This is a genomic window from Streptomyces sp. NPDC050674 (assembly GCF_040654575.1).
Classification (GTDB): Bacteria; Actinomycetota; Actinomycetes; order Streptomycetales; family Streptomycetaceae; genus Streptomyces.
The window spans coordinates 217,299-235,280 of sequence record NZ_JBFAIG010000006.1 but is presented as its reverse complement, the minus strand read 5'-3'; the positions used below and the strand labels follow the sequence as shown (position 1 = coordinate 235,280).

The 17,982-nt window shown below is 71.5% G+C and carries 15 protein-coding genes; 5 read left to right on the top strand and 10 right to left on the bottom strand.

Annotated features, from left to right (window positions below; genetic code table 11):
* Positions 1-34: 34 nt before the first annotated feature.
* From AB0I06_RS13090 to AB0I06_RS13060, 7 genes are all read right to left on the bottom strand, one after another.
* A complete protein-coding gene (locus AB0I06_RS13090; protein ID WP_363118824.1) occupies positions 35-1,417 on the bottom strand; it encodes an amino acid permease in 1,383 nt (460 codons plus the stop codon).
* 121 nt (positions 1,418-1,538) lie between these two features.
* Positions 1,539-2,432 (bottom strand): TauD/TfdA family dioxygenase, encoded by an 894-nt coding sequence (locus AB0I06_RS13085; RefSeq protein WP_363118823.1) that lies wholly within the window; start codon positions 2,430-2,432, stop codon positions 1,539-1,541.
* A gap of 22 nt (positions 2,433-2,454) precedes the next feature.
* Entirely contained in the window at positions 2,455-3,795 is a 1,341-nt protein-coding gene (locus AB0I06_RS13080) for an LLM class flavin-dependent oxidoreductase (RefSeq protein ID WP_363118822.1), read from the bottom strand.
* Complete coding sequence (locus AB0I06_RS13075; RefSeq protein WP_363118821.1) at positions 3,792-4,526, bottom strand: ABC transporter ATP-binding protein; 735 nt, start codon at positions 4,524-4,526, stop codon at positions 3,792-3,794. The genes AB0I06_RS13080 and AB0I06_RS13075 overlap by 4 nt, the downstream gene beginning before the upstream one ends.
* A complete protein-coding gene (locus tag AB0I06_RS13070) occupies positions 4,502-5,395 on the bottom strand; it encodes an ABC transporter permease (RefSeq protein ID WP_363118820.1) in 894 nt (297 codons plus the stop codon). The genes AB0I06_RS13075 and AB0I06_RS13070 overlap by 25 nt, the downstream gene beginning before the upstream one ends.
* Positions 5,392-6,447 carry an ABC transporter substrate-binding protein gene (locus AB0I06_RS13065; protein ID WP_363118819.1) on the bottom strand — a complete coding sequence of 352 codons (1,056 nt, stop codon included), beginning with the start codon at positions 6,445-6,447 and terminating at the stop codon, positions 5,392-5,394. The genes AB0I06_RS13070 and AB0I06_RS13065 overlap by 4 nt, the downstream gene beginning before the upstream one ends.
* A gap of 244 nt (positions 6,448-6,691) precedes the next feature.
* Positions 6,692-7,891: an ROK family protein gene (locus AB0I06_RS13060; RefSeq protein WP_363118818.1), complete on the bottom strand. Its 1,200-nt coding sequence runs from the start codon at positions 7,889-7,891 to the stop codon at positions 6,692-6,694.
* A gap of 448 nt (positions 7,892-8,339) precedes the next feature.
* Between AB0I06_RS13060 and AB0I06_RS13055 the strand changes: the two genes are divergently transcribed.
* Positions 8,340-8,999 (top strand): biotin transporter BioY, encoded by a 660-nt coding sequence (locus AB0I06_RS13055; protein ID WP_363118817.1) that lies wholly within the window; start codon positions 8,340-8,342, stop codon positions 8,997-8,999.
* An 84-nt stretch (positions 9,000-9,083) separates the two neighbouring features.
* Here the strand turns inward: AB0I06_RS13055 and AB0I06_RS13050 are convergent, their stop codons facing one another.
* Complete coding sequence (locus AB0I06_RS13050) at positions 9,084-9,809, bottom strand: hypothetical protein (protein ID WP_363118816.1); 726 nt, start codon at positions 9,807-9,809, stop codon at positions 9,084-9,086.
* A gap of 194 nt (positions 9,810-10,003) precedes the next feature.
* Between AB0I06_RS13050 and AB0I06_RS13045 the strand changes: the two genes are divergently transcribed.
* Positions 10,004-12,025 carry a serine/threonine-protein kinase gene (locus AB0I06_RS13045; RefSeq protein ID WP_363118815.1) on the top strand — a complete coding sequence of 674 codons (2,022 nt, stop codon included), beginning with the start codon at positions 10,004-10,006 and terminating at the stop codon, positions 12,023-12,025.
* 86 nt (positions 12,026-12,111) lie between these two features.
* On the opposite strand, the gene AB0I06_RS13040 is transcribed toward AB0I06_RS13045, so the two are convergent.
* Entirely contained in the window at positions 12,112-13,605 is a 1,494-nt protein-coding gene (locus tag AB0I06_RS13040) for an amino acid permease (protein ID WP_363118814.1), read from the bottom strand.
* 279 nt (positions 13,606-13,884) lie between these two features.
* Here AB0I06_RS13040 and AB0I06_RS13035 point away from each other — a divergent pair, with 279 nt between their 5' ends.
* Together AB0I06_RS13035 and AB0I06_RS13030 are read left to right on the top strand one after the other, a co-directional pair.
* A complete protein-coding gene (locus tag AB0I06_RS13035; protein WP_363118813.1) occupies positions 13,885-14,370 on the top strand; it encodes a ribose-5-phosphate isomerase in 486 nt (161 codons plus the stop codon).
* A gap of 187 nt (positions 14,371-14,557) precedes the next feature.
* A complete protein-coding gene (locus AB0I06_RS13030; RefSeq protein ID WP_363118812.1) occupies positions 14,558-15,367 on the top strand; it encodes a DNA-formamidopyrimidine glycosylase family protein in 810 nt (269 codons plus the stop codon).
* A 13-nt stretch (positions 15,368-15,380) separates the two neighbouring features.
* Here AB0I06_RS13030 and AB0I06_RS13025 read toward each other — a convergent pair whose 3' ends face one another.
* Positions 15,381-16,631 (bottom strand): GNAT family N-acetyltransferase, encoded by a 1,251-nt coding sequence (locus tag AB0I06_RS13025; RefSeq protein WP_363118811.1) that lies wholly within the window; start codon positions 16,629-16,631, stop codon positions 15,381-15,383.
* Positions 16,632-16,793: 162 nt separating this feature from the next.
* Between AB0I06_RS13025 and AB0I06_RS13020 the strand changes: the two genes are divergently transcribed.
* On the top strand, positions 16,794-17,972 hold the full coding sequence (locus AB0I06_RS13020) for a PP2C family protein-serine/threonine phosphatase (RefSeq protein ID WP_363118810.1): 1,179 nt from the start codon (positions 16,794-16,796) through the stop codon (positions 17,970-17,972).
* Positions 17,973-17,982 lie beyond the last annotated feature (10 nt).

Here is a 17,982-nt window from a genome sequence, read left to right as displayed (position 1 = left end):
GCGTGTGTCGCGGGGGCCTTCGAGGGTGAGGTGTCTACTGCCGGGCGCGGGCCTTCTGCCAGGCGTACCCGACGGCCGCCAGAACCAGGATCATCCCGCCCGTCGAGTACAGCTGCACCCGCGTGTCCGGCTCCCGGGCCATCAGGACGAAGACCGCGGCCATGCCGGCCAGTGCCACCCACGTCAGCCACGGGAACGCCCACATGCGCACGGCCAGCTTCTCCGGCGCCTCGCGCTCCAGCCGGCGGCGCAGCCGCAGCTGGGAGACGGCGATGAAGATCCAGACGGCCAGGATGACCGCGCCGATCATGTTCAGCAGCCAGGCGAAGACGTCGTTCGGCCGCCAGTAGCTCAGCACCACGCACAGGAAGCCGAACACGGACGACGCCAGCACGGCGATCCGCGGCACCCCGCCCGAGACCCGGCCCAGCCCCTTCGGGCCCTGGCCGCGCTCCACCAGCGAGTAGGCGATGCGCGAGGCGCCGTAGATGTTGGCGTTCATCGCCGACAGCAGGGCGACCAGGACGACCACGTTCATCAGCTGGCCGGCGCCCGGGATGCCGAGCTCGTCGAGGGCGGCGACGTACGGGCCCTTCTCCACGACCGCCTCGGAGTCCCAGGGGACCAGGGTGACGATGACGGCCATCGAGCCGATGTAGAACAGCGCGATGCGCCACATCGCCGTGCGGACCGCGCTCGCGACGCCCTTGACGGGGTTCTCCGACTCGGCCGCCGCGATGGTGACCGTCTCCAGGCCGCCGTAGGCGAAGACCGACGCGAGCAGGCCGATGACCAGGCCCTCACCGCCGTTCGGGAGGAAGTTTGTCAGGTGGCTCGCGCCGGGGGAGTCGGTGCCGGGCAGGACACCGGCGATCGCCAGGACGCCGAGCACCAGGAACAGGCTGATCGCCCCGACCTTCAGGGCCGCGAACCAGAACTCGAACTCGCCGAAGTTCTTCACGGCCGCGAGGTTCGTGCCGCAGAAGACGACCATGAACAGCGCCACCCACGCCCACTCCGGCGTGCCCGGCAGCCAGCCGCTGACGATCTTCGCGGCGCCGATGCCCTCCAGGCCGACGGCCGTGCACAGCAGCACCCAGAAGGACCATCCGGCGGTGAACCCGGCCCAGGGGCCGATCGCCCGCTCGGCGTGCGCCGAGAACGACCCCGACGACGGGTACGCCGCCGACATCTCGCCGAGCATCCGCATCACCAGCATCACGAGGACACCGGAGAGGGCGTAGGCGACCACGATCGACGGACCGGCCGCGGCGATACCGGCACCGGAGCCGACGAACAGACCGGCTCCGATCACCCCGCCGAGGGCGATCATCGACAGGTGGCGCTGCTTCAGGCCATGGGAGAGAGAGGCGTCGTCCGTGCTGGTCGGCGTCCCCTGGGTGGTGCTGCTGGGCATGGGCGCGGCTCGTCCTGTGGGTGAGAGGCGTACGAGGGCAAAAACGCCGCCAGTCTCGGATGCCTCTCCACCGGCACGGAGAGGCATCCCACCATCCGGACAGTCGCGTCGCTCTGTGTGGCTAGGCGGCTACCGGCGTGTAGTGCGAGGCGTCGCCCTCGATGACGTAGCTCTCCTTGCCCTCGGTGCCGACCGGGACGTCCCCGGCGACGGTCACCCGGTGCAGGCGGCGCGGCAGGCCGTCGTAGTTGTCGACGGCGTAGTGCTGGGTGATGCGGTTGTCGAACAGGACGAGCTGGTTCGGCGACCAGCGGTGGCGCAGGATGTTCTCCGGCCGCGTGACGTATGCCTGGAGCAGGTCGAGGATCTTGCGGGACTCGCCCGGTGAGAGGCCCACGATCCGCTGGGCGAAGCCGCCGATGAACAGCCCGCGCTCGCCGGTCAGCGGGTGGACGCGGACGACCGGGTGGACGGTGCGGTACTTGATCGAGGTGAACTGGGCGCGCCGGGCCGCCTGCTCCTCGTCGACGTCCTCCTCGGGCACCGCGTAGTCGTAGTCGTTGGTGTGCTCGGCCCAGAGGGTGTCGGCGAGAGCGCGCAGCGACGCGGGCAGGTCGCGGTAGGCGGCGGCGGAGCTGGCGATCAGCGTCTCGCCGCCGTAGGGCGGGACCGTGACACTGCGCAGGCTGGTGGCCTGCGGCGGGTTCAGGACGAAGGTGACGTCGGTGTGCCAGTGGTTGGCGGCCCGGCCGCCCTCGCTGTCGACGGGCAGCACGTTCGGGGCGCCGTCGACGGCGGCCACCGTCGGATGGGCGGTGGTGATGTCGCCGAAGTGCCGGACGAAGGCCTGCTGGCCCGCGTCGTCCAGGCCCTCCGCGTCGAAGACCAGCGCCTTGTGGGTGTTGAGCGCCTCGCGCAGGGCGGTGGAGGTCTCCGCGTCGAGGGGCCGGGTGAGGTCGACGCCCTCGACACGGGCGCCGATGTGCGCGGTGACCTTGTGGATCTCGATGCTCATGGCGAAGTTCCTCTCGGGTGGGTCAGACGAGTGCCGGGGCGATGACGTGCTGGTTGGCGGGCCGGGGGAGGCCGTAGCGCTCCCGCAGGGTGCTGCGGCCGCCGTACTCGGCGCGCAGCAGCCCGCGGGCGCGCAGGATCGGGACGACGTGCTCGACGAACGCCTCCAGACCGGACGGCAGCACCGCGGGCATGATGTTGAAGCCGTCCGCGGCGCCCGAGCCGAACCAGAGCTCGATGGTGTCGGCGACCTGCTCGGGGGTCCCCGCGAAGGTGAGGTGCCCGCGCCCGCCGCCGAGCCGCCCGATCAGCTGCCGCACGGTGAGCCGCTCGCGCCGGGCCAGTTCCACGACGAGCGTGTAGCGGCTCTTGGCGCCCTCGATGGCGCTCTCCGGCGGCAGGCCGGAGGGGAGCGGACCGTCCAGCTCCAGGGTGTCCGGGTCCAGGTGCAGCAGCCGCTCCAGGTGCCGCACGCCGTGCGCGTGCACGATGTGGTCCTCCAGGACCCGTTCGCTCGCCCGCGCCTCGGCCTCCGTCGAGCCGATCACCGGCACGATGCCCGGCAGCACCTTGATGTGGCCGGCGTCCCGGCCGGCCGCGACCGTCCGGGCCTTGAGGTCGGCGTAGAAGGCCCGCGCGTCCTCGATGGTCTGCTGCGCGGTGAACACCGCCTCCGCGTACCGGGCCGCGAACCGCCTGCCGTCCTGGGAGGAGCCGGCCTGCACGAGCAGCGGGTAACCCTGGGGTGAGCGGGGCACGTTGAGGGCGCCCTCGACGCTGAAGAAGCGCCCCCGGTGCCGCGGCGGATGGATCTTCGTGTCGTCGCCCCACACGCCCGCCGCCTTGTCGGCGACGATCGTGTCGTCCTCCCAGCTGTCCCACAGCTTCAGCGCCACGTCGAGGAACTCCGCGGCCCGGGCGTACCGTTCGGCGTGCGCCGGCTCCGCTTCCAGACCGAAGTTGCGGGCGGCCTCGGCCCCGGCGGTCGTGACGATGTTCCAGCCCGCCCGGCCGCCGCTGAGGTGGTCCAGCGTGGCGAGCTTGCGGGCCAGGTTGTAGGGCGAGTTGTACGAGGTGGAGGCGGTGGCGATCAGGCCGATGTGCTCGGTCGCCGTCGCCAGCGCGGTCAGCAACGTGATCGGCTCCAGCGCTCCGGCGGGCCGCTGTCCCACGCTGCTCCACAGCTGCGGGCCGTCGGCGAGGAACAGCGAGTCGAAGGTGCCGCGTTCGGCGATGCGGGCGAGCCGCACGTAGTGGGCCAGGTCGACACTCGCGTACGGGTCGCTCTCCGGCAGCCGCCAGGACGCCTCGTGGTGACCGGTGTTCATCAGGAACGCGTTGAGGTGGAGCTGTCCGCGGGTCATCGGTGGTCCTCCGTGACACCGAGCGCGGCCAGCAGCCGTTCCCGGTACTCGCCGAGCAGGGGGTCGCGGTACGACCGCGGGTGCGCGCGGTCGATGGTGAGGTCGAGGCCGATCCGGCCCTCGTCCAGGACGAGCACCCGGTCGGCGAGCACGATCGCCTCGTCCACGTCGTGGGTGACCAGCAGCACCGAGGGCCGGTGCCGCTCCCACAGCTCCCTGAGCAGCCCGTGCATCCGGATCCGGGTCAGCGCGTCCAGTGCCCCGAACGGCTCGTCGGCCAGCAGCAGTTCCGGCTCGCGCACCAGGGACCGGGCCAGGGCGGCACGCTGTGCCTCGCCGCCGGACAGCTCGCCCGGCCAGGCCCGCTCGCGGCCCTTCAGTCCCACTTCCTCCAGGGCCGCCCGGCCCCTGCGGCCGGCGTCCTTGCCCTCCGCGCCGAGCAGCACGTTGTCGAGGACCCGCAGCCAGGGCAGCAGCCGGGAGTCCTGGAAGACCACCGACACCCGCTCGGGCGCGGTGAGCTGCCCGGAGCCCGTGACGCCGTGGTCGAGTCCGGCGATCGCCCGCAGCAGGGTGCTCTTGCCGGAGCCGCTGTGCCCCAGCAGGGCCGTCAGCTGGCCGGCGGGCAGATCGAGGTCGATGCCGTCGAGGACCGTGCGCCCCTCGAACGACCTGGTCAGGCCGCGCAGTTGGACGGCGGGCCGGGTCAGCTGCTCAGTGTGCGGCGCCATGACAGCACCCTCCGTTCGATGAGACGGACCGCGCTGTCGGAGATGAGGCCGAAGATGCCGTAGACGACCAGGCCGACGAGGATGACGTCCGTCTGGCCGTAGTTCTGCGCCTGGAACATCATGTAGCCGAGTCCGCTGGTGGCGTTGATCTGCTCCAGCACCACCAGGCCCAGCCAGGAGCCGGTGACCCCGAGCCGCAGCCCGACGAAGAAGCCGGGCAGGGCGCCGGGGACGACCACCTGCCGGATGAACCGGCGCTTGGACAGGCCCTGCACCTCGGCGAGTTCGACGTAGCGGCTGTCGATGCCGGACAGCGCGGCGTGCGTGTTGAGGTAGACGGGGATGTAGACGACGATCGCGATGATGGCGATCTTGAAGGTCTCGCCGATGCCCAGCCAGAGGATGAACAGCGGGATCAGACCGAGGGTCGGGATCGCCCGGTTGAGGTTGACCGTCCCGTCGATCAGGGCCTCGCCGATCCGGGTCAGCCCGGACGCCAGCGCGAGCAGGATCCCCACGACCAGGCCGATCGCGAACCCGGTGGCCGCGCGCTGCAACGAGGTGACGATGTCGTCCGGCAGCGTGCCCGCCGTCCACAGCCGGCTGCCCGTCTCCAGCACCGTCCAGGGCGCCGGGATCGCGCCCGGGTCCAGAAGCCCGGCGGCGGAGGCGACGCTCCACAGCGCGAGGACGGCCGCCGGCCCGACGAGCCGGGTGGCGGGCAGCCGCTTGCCGGGAGCCAGCCGCCGGCGCCTGCGCACCTGGTGCGCCTCCTCGACCGGGGCGAGCGGCGGGGCGGCGGCCGTACTGGTCGACGTCCGCGTCGACGTCTGCGTCGTCGTGTGGGTGGTCGTGGTCACGGCGGTCACCTCCGGTACTCCGCGGGCACGGCCTGGGCCGCGAGGGACTCGAAGCGGTGGTCGAACAGCTCGGAGACGTCGAACTTCTTCACGAAGCCGCCCTCCGCGAGCAGATCGGCGGTCTCCTGCTCCCACTTGACGGCCTCGTCCCAGCGGGGCGGGAAGAGCGGTTTGTTGGCCAGGGCGGTGACCGCCTTGGCCTGGGCGAGGGTCAGGTTCTGCGTCCCGACGTAGAACCGCTCGTTCCACTCGTCGGGGTGCTCGTACGTCCACACCTGGCCCTTCGCCCAGTACGGGACGTACGCGGCGACCGCGGCGGCCTTCGCCCGGTCGTTGAGCACCGAGACCGGCGCCCACAGCAGATTCAGCAGGTCCACCACGTCGGTGGTGATGGTGCGGGCGGACTTGTACTGCGTGAGGTACGCGGGCGCCTGTGTGTTGGCGAGCGGCGCGATGTCCACCTGCCCGGACTGCAGGGCGGTGAGGAACTGGTTGCTGGTCAGCGGCACCAGCTCCACGTCGTCGTAGGCCAGCCCGGCCTTCTTCAGCGCCCGCAGCAGGACGACGCCCTGAGCCTGGCCCTGGGAGAAGGCGAGCCGCTTGCCCTTGAAACCGGCGACGGTACGGATGTCGCTGCCCGGCTTGGTGGCGAAGAGGTAGTTGGGCTTGCGGGTGATGTTGATCGCCACGATCTTCGCGTCGAAGCCCTGGTAATGCGCCTGGATGGGCGGAATCCCGGCGTTGTTGGCCACGTCCAGGGACTTCGCGCGGAAGGCGTTGATGACATCGGGTCCCGCGCCGATGTTCAGCCAGCTGGACACCTTGAACGGCAGATCGCGGAACCCCGCGAGCTTGAACTGGAGTTGCTGCGCGTTCTGGTACGAGGAGATCTTCAGGCTCGTCCCCGCGGGCACCTTGGTGGCCAGGGGAGCGTCGGAGGCCGCCTCGGCTGCGGCGCTGTTGTCCGCGCAGCCGCTCAGTCCGGCCGCCGCGGCCGTCACGCCGAGCAGCGAGGTCAGGAACAGACGCCGGTCGAGACCGGGAACGGGGGGCGAGGACATGGTGGGGCTCCCTGGGTGTGGAAGGCGGCACAGCATGCGGAATTCAAGGCAGGAACAGGCCCAGGAAAAGGCCTGCAAAGGGAATTCACGCGAATGTCACAAAGAAAGGAGAAGGCGCTCCGTGAAGGGGCGCCGGGGGCGCGTCAACGGGTCAGCAACAGAAGGTGCGACAGCTCGTGAGCGGGCTCATGAACAGGATGTTCCTGGTCGGCGCCCGGCTCTGTCAACATTCCGAGTTTCTGAATTAAATAGCCTCAGGTGACGCGGCCAGCGGATCCCGGTAGAGAACGTCGAGAGCCACCGCGCCACCCGCCACGGCCAGTGCGGAATCCGGAAAACTGAGGGGTGAGACGGTCGCGGCGCGTGCGGGCCCCACCTCGTCGCGCAGCGCGGCGAGACAGTCCTCGCGGTGCATGGCCCCGATCTCCGTCACGACGACCCGCTCGGGATTGAGCACGTCGAGCAGCAGCCCCACCGCACGACCCACCTGCCGCGAGCGCTCCCGCAGCAGCCGCACGGCCACCGGGTCACCGGCCGCCGCCGCGCCGAGCACATGCATCGGGTTCGTCCCGTCGGAGACGCCCGCCGCGCGGGCCCGCCGGCACAGCGTCCGTTCGCTCAACTCGGCCTGGAGGCAGCCCGTCCGGCCGCACGCGCAGGGCTCCGTGCCGCCCGGCACCGGCAGATGGGCGATCCTCCCGGCCTGGGAACGCGGCCCGTGGTGCACCTCGTCGTGGGTGGTGAACGCGGCGTCGACCATGTTGCCCGCGAACAGGTGCAGCACACTGCCGCTGCCCCGCGCGCCCCCGAACAGCCGCTCCGCGTTCACCAACGCCCGCGCGTGACCGTCCACATGGACCGGCAGCCCGGTGCGTGTCCCGAGCACCTCACGCACCGCCACCTCGCGCCAGCCCAGCAGCGGATGCTCCACGACGGTGCCCGAGTCCCGGTCCACCCAGCCGCCCGCGGCGAACCCGACGCCCAGCACCCTGGCGGCCTCGGCCCCGGCGAGCAGCGCCGCCAGCGCGTCCGCGGCCCGGGCCAGCACCCGCACGGGGTCGGTGCCCTCGTGCTTCACCTCGCCGCGGGCCACCACCCGCCCGCGCAGGTCCAGCAGCGCGACCGTGGTGTACGGCACCGCCACATGCACGCCGCCCACCACGAACCGGGAGTCGTCCAGGTCGACCGGAAGATGCGGCCGCCCCACGCCCTTGGACCGCCGCGGCACGGCGGACTCGCGGATGAGCCCCCGCTCGGCGAACCGGGCGCAGTAGTCGGTCACCGACGCCGGCGACAGGCCGGTCAGCCGGGCGATGGTGCTGCGGGCGACGGGCCCGTGCTCCAGCACGGACCGCAGGACGACGCTCGCACTGGTGCGGCGGCGGTCGCTGTCGGCGACACGGGGGATGGGGGACGTCAGAAGGGGAGCCGCGGTACGGGGCATGGGAATCTTCCTGGAGGCCGGTCCGACACTGCGCCGTCTCGTGCGGCGAGCCGGATCCCTCCGCCCCGCCTCACACCGGGCGGCGACAGGTGGCCGTGCCCTGGCGTCGCAGGTCGACGTAGCGACGCGACGAGAAGTACCGGGCCTGGGCAACCATGTGCGTGACGCTAGCAAAACGGCCCGGGGCTGCCCAGACGGCGACCGACGGGCGAGACGGCGACGCGGAGCCTTTGGGGGAAACCTACAGACGCCCGACGACCCGGCCGCGTGGCACGCGCCATCTCATCACCGTGACCGGCATCACGCCGCCCTCGGTGTAACCGGCATCCTTTGTCAGGAGTCGACCATCCGCCGGTCCACGCCTTTGTCGGGCGCTGACGGTGATCACAGCGCGGGCGCTGGGATAGCGTCACGGAGTCCCACCGGCCCTCACCTTCGCGGAGTCCCCATGAGCACCGCTGCCGCCCCACCCGCCCTCCCCCAAGAGCTCGACTCCGCTCGTTCAGGGGGGACCCCCATCGGGCAGGTCCTCGCCGACCTGCTCCCCTCCCCCAAGCTCTCGGCGGCGCTCGAGCGGGGCGGTGCCGCCACCCGTGTCCGGGACGCGGCCCTCGTGCTCGGCGGCGCCGCGCTCACCGGTCTCGCCGCCCAGATCTCCGTGCCCGTGCCGGGCTCCCCGGTGCCGGTGACGGGCCAGACCTTCGCCGCGCTGCTCGTCGGCACGTCCCTCGGTGCCGGCCGCGGCTTCCTCGCGCTGGCGCTGTACGCCGTCGCGGGCATCGCCGGCATGCCGTGGTTCGCCGGCGCCTCCTCCGGCGTCGCCCCCTCCTTCGGCTACATCCTCGGCATGATCCTCGCCTCCACCGTCGTCGGCGCCCTTGCCCGCCGCGGGGCCGACCGCTCGATGCTGCGCATGGCGGGCGCGATGCTGGTGGGCGAGGCGATCATCTACGCCATCGGCGTGCCCTACCTGGCCCTCGCCACCGGCATGTCCGCCACCGCCGCGATCGCGGCCGGCCTGACGCCGTTCCTCGTCGGCGACGTGCTGAAGGCGGCGCTGGCGATGGGCCTGCTCCCGACGGCCTGGAAGTTCGCGAACAAGCGCTGACCGCACAGGAGTCGCGCAGAGGCCCGCCGGGGCGATGCCCCCGGCGGGCCTCTGCGCGTTCCGCACGGCGCGACAGCGGCTGGTTCAGGCCTCCTGAGCCCCCGGCCGCCGTCGCTGCGACCACCACATTCCGGCCACGCCCGCCCCGAGCAGCGACGCACCGGCCGCGCCCAGCGGCAGCAGATCACGGGCCGGGCCGGTCTTCGGCAGCTCCTTGCGGCCCGGGCCCGCCGGCTTGTTGTCCGTCCCGAGCAGCAGCGGCGTGGCCGGGGCGTCGGGCGAGGGGTTGCTCGTACCGAAGGGCACCGGGCCCTGCTGCCAGAAGGTCTTCTTCCCGTCGCCCGTCTGCACGGGCAGACAGATCTTCCCGGTCTTGCCGAGGTCGAACGTCGCGTCCACGGCGTACGACTTCGACTCACCGGCCGCGAGATTGTCGATCGGGCATGCGAATCCGCTGTTCGAACCTTCCGGAAGTGCGTTCCCGGGTATCGCCGTGCAGCCCTCGACGCCCTTGACGGCGAGCCCGTCGAATCCGACGACCAACAGCCTGATCTTCCCGCTGTCCTTGCTCCCCTCGTTCTTCACCGTGGCGGTAATCGCCGTCTTTTCCGAGTCGTTGTCGACCGAGATCTTCGCCGGCAGCAGTGTCGTGAGCTTCACTCCCGCCGGCGCCTCGTCAACCGCCTTTCCCCCCTTGCCGCTGGGCGGTCCTTCATCCTCCGCACCGGCCGTGCCGGAAAGGATCATCACCGCCGAGAAAGATGCCACGACCAGCGATCCCGTGACCGCCGCCCTACGACGAGAACTCATGTTCGGCCCCCCTTGCGTCCCCCTGGACTGCGCCTGAATTCGCAGCAATGAAAGAGGTACCACAAGATTTCACCGCCCTATCCTGGTACGGCGCGAAGTGTGACCGTTGTGTTTCACTGGAGTCGGTCACGGGGGCGTGGAGGGGGTGCAGCGGATTGCCGGGCAATGCGAACAGCGGCGGTGTTCCAGGGAAATTGGTGACGGGACGCTATCGGTTGGTCGAGAGTATCGGCCAGGGGGGAATGGGGCGGGTGTGGCGAGCCGCCGACGAAATACTCGACCGGCAGGTCGCCGTCAAGGAAATGCGGATCGACGGACTCGACGCGGAGGACAGCGGGACCCGGCGCGAACGCACCCTGCGGGAGGCCCGGGCCACGGCCCGCATCGACCACCCCAACGTCGTACGGGTCTACGACGTGGTCGACGAAGGCGAACGCCTGTGGATCGTGATGGAGTTGGTGGCGGGCCGCTCACTCGAACGGATCCTCGCGCAGACGGGCCCCCTGAGCCCCGGCGAGACCGCCCGCATCGGTCTCGGGCTGGTCGCGGCGCTGCGGCAGGTGCATGAACGGGGCGTACTGCACCGCGACATCAAGCCCGGAAACGTACTCGTGGAGCACGCGGACGGGGTGGCCGGATCCGTACGCGCCGACGGCCACGGTTCCGGCCGCGCACGACGGGTCGTCCTCACGGACTTCGGCATCGCGGCGATCCAGGACGCCAAGGCACTCACGATGGTCGGCATGCTGGTCGGCTCGCCCGACTACATGGCCCCCGAGCGCATCTCCGGCCACCCCCAGGGGCCGCCGTCCGACATCTGGTCCCTCGGCGCGACCCTCTGCGCGGCCCTGGGCGGCCGCTCCCCGTTCTCCCGCGACACCACACTCGCGACGCTGCACGCGGTCCTGTACGAGGAGCCGGAACTGCCCGTCGCCGCGGGCCCGTTGCGGACCCTTCTCGCCGCCCTGCTGGCCAAGGAACCGTCGGCCCGCCCGGATCTGGAGACCCTGGAAGCGGCCCTGGAACCGGTGGCGTTCCCGACCCCGACACCCACGATCGCGGAGATACCGCGGGCCCCGGAACCGACGGCGTCGGAGGGGGAGCGGGAAGGGGGATGGCAGCGGGAGCGGGAGCCAGAAGGCAAGCCGGAGCCGGCGCGGGAACGCCAAGAGGATCCGGAGCCCCGACGGGAGCCGGAGCCGCGACGGGATCCGGAGCCCCGACGGGAGCCCGGAGCGGAGTCGGCGTCGGGCGCGGGCGGCGCGTCCGCCCCGGGGCCGGGACCGGCATCCGCCCCTGATCTCGACACCACCCTCGGCGGGCGACCACCGGCACCGAACCCGCAGCCGCAACGGCCGCCGTCGCCGTCGCAGTCGCAGTCGCCGGGCCTCTTCCCCACGCCCCTGCAGGAGTCACCCACCCCCGCGGAAGCCACCGCCAAAACCCCACCCGCCACAGCCCGTTCCGGCAATCGGTCCGGAACCCCCCACCGCCCGAACCCCGTTTCCCTCTCCCGCGCACAGGCGCCGACCGAGCACCGGCCGGCCGTCCCGGCCACACCCCACTCCCACCCCCACACCCGCCCCCGTACTCGCGCACACCGCCGTACGGTGATCACCGCCGCTGCCGCTCTCGCCACCGCCGCCACCGTCACGGGCATCCTGCTGGCGACGTCCCCGGCCTCACCCGGTGGCGACGACGACCCCCGCGCGGGATCCTCGGCGTCCGCACCGGCCACCACCGGCGACCCCACTCCCTCGCCCACCGTCGAGGGCACCACCAGGCCGCAGACCCTGCCGCCCGGCGCGCACCGGGAGGCCGGCGGCTTCGCCTGGGCGACGCCCGAGGGCTGGCGGCGGGACGTGCAGACGGGCGCGGAGGTGCACTACACCTCCCCGGACGGCTCCCAGGAACTGGTCGGCAAATCCTCCCTCGCCCGCGGCGACCTGCTGGAGACCTGGCAGACCTCGGAGCGCAACGCCCAGCAGGGGCAGGACTACCTCAAGATCCGCCTGGAGGAGACGACGTTCCGCGGCCACCCGGCGGTGGTCTGGGAGTACGCGTTCACGCTGAAGGGCGTCCACTGGCACGCCCGTCTGCTCGGCTTCAACGTGACCGGCAAGTCGTACCAGGTCAACACCTGGTACGAGGAGGGGATCGAGCAGGAGGCGCTCGGCATGTACGAGAAGGTCAAGGACAGCTTCACGGTGCTGTAGGCAGACGAAAGGGGCCCGTGGCACGTGCGCCGCACGTCCCACGGGCCCCCGGTTTCACCGCATGCGAACGGTGACGGCCGGATGGATCAGCCGGCCGAGACCTCGCTCCGCTCCGTGTCCCGCGCCTGCGGGGCGTCGTCGAGGGCGGACCGGCCACGGCCGAGCTTCTGCCGGACGACGGCGATGACGAGCACCACCGCGGCGACGAGCAGCGACAGCAGGATGGTCTGGCGCCCGTCGTGCTCGGTGTCGGTGAGCATGTAGCCGAGGATGAACACGATCAGCGCGGCGGTCGCCCAGGTCAGATACGGGTACAGCCACATCTTCACCACGAGCTTCTCGGGCGCCTCGGCCTTGATGATCTTCCGCATGCGCAGCTGGGAGAAGCAGATCACCAGCCACACGAACAGGGCGACGGCGCCACTGGAGTTCACGAGGAAGAGGAAGACGGAGTCCGGGAACTTGTAGTTGAAGAAGACCGCGACGAAGCCGAAGGCGACGGACGCGAGGATCGCCGTGCGCGGCACGCCGTTGGAGGTCGTGCGGGCGAAGGCCTTCGGCGCGTCACCGCGCTGGCCGAGGGAGAAGGCCATGCGGGAGGCCGTGTACAGGCCGGAGTTGAGGCAGGACAGCACCGAGGTCAGCACGATGAAGTTCATGATCTGACCGGCGTGCGCGATGCCGAGGGAGTCGAGCGCGGCGACGTAGGAGCCGTCCTTGGTGATGGACTTGCTGTCCCACGGCAGCAGGCACACGACGACGGCGATCGAACCGAGGTAGAAGACGGCGACACGCCAGATGATGCTGTTGGTGGCCTTGGTGACGGCCTGCCGCGGGTTCTCGGACTCACCGGCCGCCAGGGTGGCGATCTCGCTGCCCATGAAGGAGAAGACGACGAGCAGCACACCGGTGAGGATGGCGCCGGCCCCGTGGGGCAGGAAGCCGCCGTGCGCGGTGAGGTTGCCGACCCCGGCCTGCTCGCTGTCCACGCCGGGCAGCAGCCCGAAGACGGCCAGTCCGCCGATGACGATGAACGCGGCGATCGCGACGACCTTGATGCCGGCGAACCAGAACTCGAACTCGCCGTAGGAGCCGACGGAGACGAGGTTGGTGGCGGTCAGCACCAGCATCACGATCAGGGCCCAGCCCCACTGCGGTACGGCCGGTATCCAGCCCTCCAGGATCACCGCGCCGGCGGTCGCCTCGACGGCCAGCACGACCACCCAGAAGAACCAGTACAGCCAGCCGATGGAGAACCCGGCCCACGGCCCGAGCGCCCGGTCGGCGTGCGCGGAGAAGGAACCCGAGGTCGGATTGGCGGCCGACATCTCACCGAGCATCCGCATCACCAGCACCACGAGCGTGCCGACGAGGGCGTACGACAGCAGGATGCCGGGTCCGGCGGTGGCGATACCGGAGCTGGACCCCACGAAGAGTCCGGCGCCGATGACACCGCCGATGGCGATCATCGAAAGATGCCGGTTCTTGAGTCCGGCCTGCAGCCCGGAGCCCTGGGCTCCGGGTTCTCCGTGCCCTCCGGGGTCGTTTCCGGGCTTGTTCATGGTCGGCTGCGAGGTCATGGAACGGATTTCCTTTGCGCCGGGGAGCTGTACTTCCGTACGAACCGCGCGAGCCGTGCGAACAGGGGTGTGTCGCGGCATGCCGGTGTACGGGGGGCTCGTACGAGCGGTGTACGGGCCGGTCCAGTGAATCGGAGGCGAACGGTGAGGAGAACCTTTGAATCCAGATTGTTACTTGAGGTTTTCCTGAGCTTCCGTAATGGGGCTCACATTTTCCTCGGGTTTTCCTGAGCGCCACCCCGCGCGCCTTCCCCGAAACACCCATGTCACACTCGTCCCATGCGCGTGTACCTCGGCTCGGACCATGCGGGCTACGAACTCAAGAACCACCTCGTCGAATGGCTGAAGGAGGCGGGTCACGACCCCGTCGACTGCGGCCCGCACATCTACGACGCCCAGGACGACTACCCGCCCTTCTGCCTCCGGGCGGCGGAGCGCACGGCTGCCGACCCCGACGCCCTCGGTGTCGTCATCGGTGGCTCGGGCAACGGCGAGCAGATCGCGGCGAACAAGGTCAAGGGCGTCCGCGCGGCCCTCGCCTGGAGCGAGGAGACGGCCTCCCTGGGCCGTCAGCACAACAACGCGAACGTCATCGCCGTGGGCGCGCGCATGCACTCGCAGGACGAGGCGACGAAGTTCGTGGAGACCTTCCTCGCCACCCCGTTCTCCGGTGACGAACGTCACATCCGCCGGATCGACATGCTCTCGGCCTACGAAACGACCGGCGACCTGCCCCCGATCCCGCCGCACCACCCGCAGCAGTAAGCCGCGGGGCGGCCCCCCGGGGCCGCTCGTGCGCGGGCCGACCCGTCCGCCGCGTCCGCGGGGCTCAGTGCCCGAGCCCCGCGCACGGGGAGGGCCGGAGCCCCTGACCTTTTGATCTCGGCTTCCCGAGGTGACGAAGCGAGCAGGGCGGCCGGCCGGCGAGAGGGCGACGATCACAGGAGAACCCATGCCGGAAGGCCACACCATTCACCGGCTGGCCCAGGACTACGGCACCGCCTTCCTCGGCACGAGACCGCGCGTCACCAGCCCCCAGGGCAAGTTCGCCCCCGCCGCCGATCTCCTCACCGGCACGGAGCTCACCCGCACGGAAGCCCACGGCAAGCACCTCTTCCTCGGCTTCCGCGACACCGACTGGATCCACATCCACCTCGGCCTCTTCGGCAAGGTCACCTTCGGCCCGGCCCCCGCACCGCCCCCCACCGACACCGTCCGCCTCCGCCTGGCGAACGACACCACCTACGTGGACCTCCGCGGTCCGACCACCTGCGCCCTCATCACACCCCCGGAGAAGCGGGCGATACACGACCGCCTCGGCCCGGACCCGCTGCGCGACGACGCCGACCCGGACACCGCGTACCGCCGCATCAGCCGCAGCCGCACCACGATCGCGGCCCTGCTCATGGACCAGAAGGTCATCGCCGGCGTCGGGAACGTCTACCGCGCGGAGGTCCTGTTCCGGCACCGCATCGACCCGTACCGGGCCGGCAAGGACATCACCCCCGCCGAGTGGCACGCCATCTGGACCGACCTCGTGGAGCTCATGCACGAGGGCGTGCGCAACAACCGCATCGACACCGTCCGCCCGGAGCACACCCCGGAGGCGATGGGCCGCCCGCCCCGCGTGGACGACCACGGCGGCGAGGTGTACGTCTACCGCAGGGCCAACCTGCCCTGCCACCTCTGCGGAGGCGAGATCCGCACCGCCGGTCTCGCCGCCCGCAACCTCTTCTGGTGCCCGGCCTGCCAACGTCCCTGAGCACGCCCGGACATCAGAACCCGTGGGGCAGCCACGGCGGCACCCCCACCCCGAACCCGAGCGACGCCTCCGCCAGCGCCCCGCGCCGCAGCTCCCGCACCCGCCCCGCCGCCCCCAGCGAGGCCAGCGACACCCCGCCGAGATACGCCGCGCCCAACTCCCGCACGGACAGGGCGACATCGGCCGGATCCGCCGTACGCTCGCAGGACGCCCCCTTGGTGTCCCCGCTCAGCCGCCAACGCCCCGCGTTCCAGGGGCAGAACGCGTCCTCCACCTCGAACACCACATCCACCGGGGCCTGATACGTCCGCGCCTGCAACGCGGCCCCCACCTCCACCGGCCGCACGTACAGGGCGTCCCGCAGCCGCACATTGCACCGCCGCAGGTCGGACACCAGGTACTGCCACGTGTCGTCCACCGGCCGGCCCCGCACGGTGAGCGTCGAGGTCAGGTCGATCCCGAACAGGAACCGCCACAGCGCCGCGTCCGCCGCCGGGTCCAGCGCGGCCGAATCCTCCAGGATCACCGAGCCGTTGGGCCCGGAGGGCTCCCAGCTCGGCTTCACGCGGAAGCGCGCGAACCCGACCGTCTCCCCGTCCCGCTCGGCGAGGACACACTGAAGGGGCGACGCCCCGCCCCGCTCGCTCTCCGGATCGAGCACGCCGAGCCGCTCCCACCCGGGCCGCCGCTCCAGCATTCCCGGCCGCTGCGGGACCAGCCGGGCGTACAGCGCCTCGCACACGTCGAGCACATCGGCCGGCGCCGCGTACCGCACCCGTACCTCGTCCGTGCCCTCCGGTACCGACAGCCGCACCCGGCTCGTGTCGATCTCGGCCTGCACCGAAGAGGTCGCGCCGCCGTACCCGAACCGCCCGTAGATCGCCGGCTCGGACGCCGTCAGCACGGCCAGCGGCTCACCCCACGCGCGCACGTCGTCCAGTTGCCGGCGCATCATCGAGGTCAGGATCCCCCGCCTGCGATGCGTGGCGGCCACGCTGACCATCGTGACGCCCGCGGCCGGCAGGGACGCGCCGCCGGGCACGGTCAGCCGGAAGCTGAACGCCCCGGCCGTCCCCACGCACTCGTCCCCGTCCCAGACGCCGAGCGAACGGTCGAACTCGGTCAGGGAGTTCCACAACTCCCGCTCCTCGGCGGCCTCCGGCACCCCTCCGAACCCGCGGACCAGGGTGTCGTACCACTTGTCCCAATCATCCCGCCGAAGGACCCGCAGGCCGGTCGGAGTGCCGTTCGCGTGAGTCGCCATGAGCCATGCCTACCAGGGCGTTGCGGGACGGGCGAGGCAATTTCTCCCGGGCGGCGACGGGAGGGCGCGCGGTGAAGTTCACTGTGAAGTCGGCCCTCGGACGGGGGACAAGTGGGACCTCCCGTGCCAAGGGGCTGGTCCGATGGATAGGGTCCCGAACTAATGGCATCAGGACGAGAGCGGCGCTCGGCAGCCGACACGTTCACGGCCCGGTTGAAGAAGCAGTGGCACCGGGTCCGCGTCGGCGTGCGCCGAGCCGCCGTGGACTACTTCCGGGGCAACGGCTCCGACTGGATCGCCCTGGCCGGTCTGCTCCTGATGGTTCCCGTGATCGCGGCCGCGACACTGGCGAACTCGGTGTGGTTCTCACCCGCCGCGCTGGTCCTGCCCGTCGTCGTCGGCGGCCTGCTGCTGCGCCCGGCGAGCCTGCTCGGCCTGTACGCGGCGGCGGCGACGGCGCTGATCGTGGAGTCGGTGCGGCTCGGCCCGTACACCGAGGGCCCGTCCCGGGTCACCCCGGGCACCGTGCTCGTGGTCGCCGCCTGCGGCTTCTTCGGGCTGCTCCTGGCCCAGTTCCGCAGCCGGGTCGGTGTTCCCTGGCGGCGTGGCGGCACCATGCTCTTCGACCTGCGCGAACGCATCCGGGTGCAGAGCAAGCTGCCCGACCTGCCGGACGGCTGGCACCGCGAGATGGCGCTGCGCCCGGCGGGCGGCCAGTCCTTCTCGGGCGACTTCGTGGTGGCGGCGCGCACCAACGGCGGCCGCACGCTCGAAGTCGTCCTCACCGACGTCTCCGGCAAGGGAATGGACGCGGGCTCCCGCGCCCTGCTGCTGTCCGGCGCGTTCGGCGGCCTCCTCGGCTCCCTCCCGCCGCACGCCTTCCTCCCGGCCGCGAACGGCTATCTGCTCCGTCAGGACTGGGACGAGGGCTTCGCCACCTCCATCCACCTGGTCCTCGACCTGGACTCCGGGGACTACGAGCTCTACACCGCCGGCCATCCGCCGGGGCTCCAGCTCAGCGCCGGCAGCGGCCGCTGGGAGGAGAAGGCGGCCGAGGGACCGCTCCTCGGGGTGTACGACGGGGCCCAGTTCGACCCGGTGAAGGGGTCACTGCGCCCGGGCGACGTGCTGATGCTGTTCACCGACGGCCTGGTGGAGACCGCCGACCGCGACATCGTCGAGGGCATCGACCGCCTCACCGGCGAGGCCGACCGCTATGTCGCCGGCGGCTTCCACGGCGCCGCCTGGCACCTCATCGAGGCCGTGGCCAAGGACGTCAACGACGACCGGGCGCTGCTGCTCATCTGCCGCGAGGGCCCGACGGCCGCCGCGGCCCGCTGAGGCACCCGGC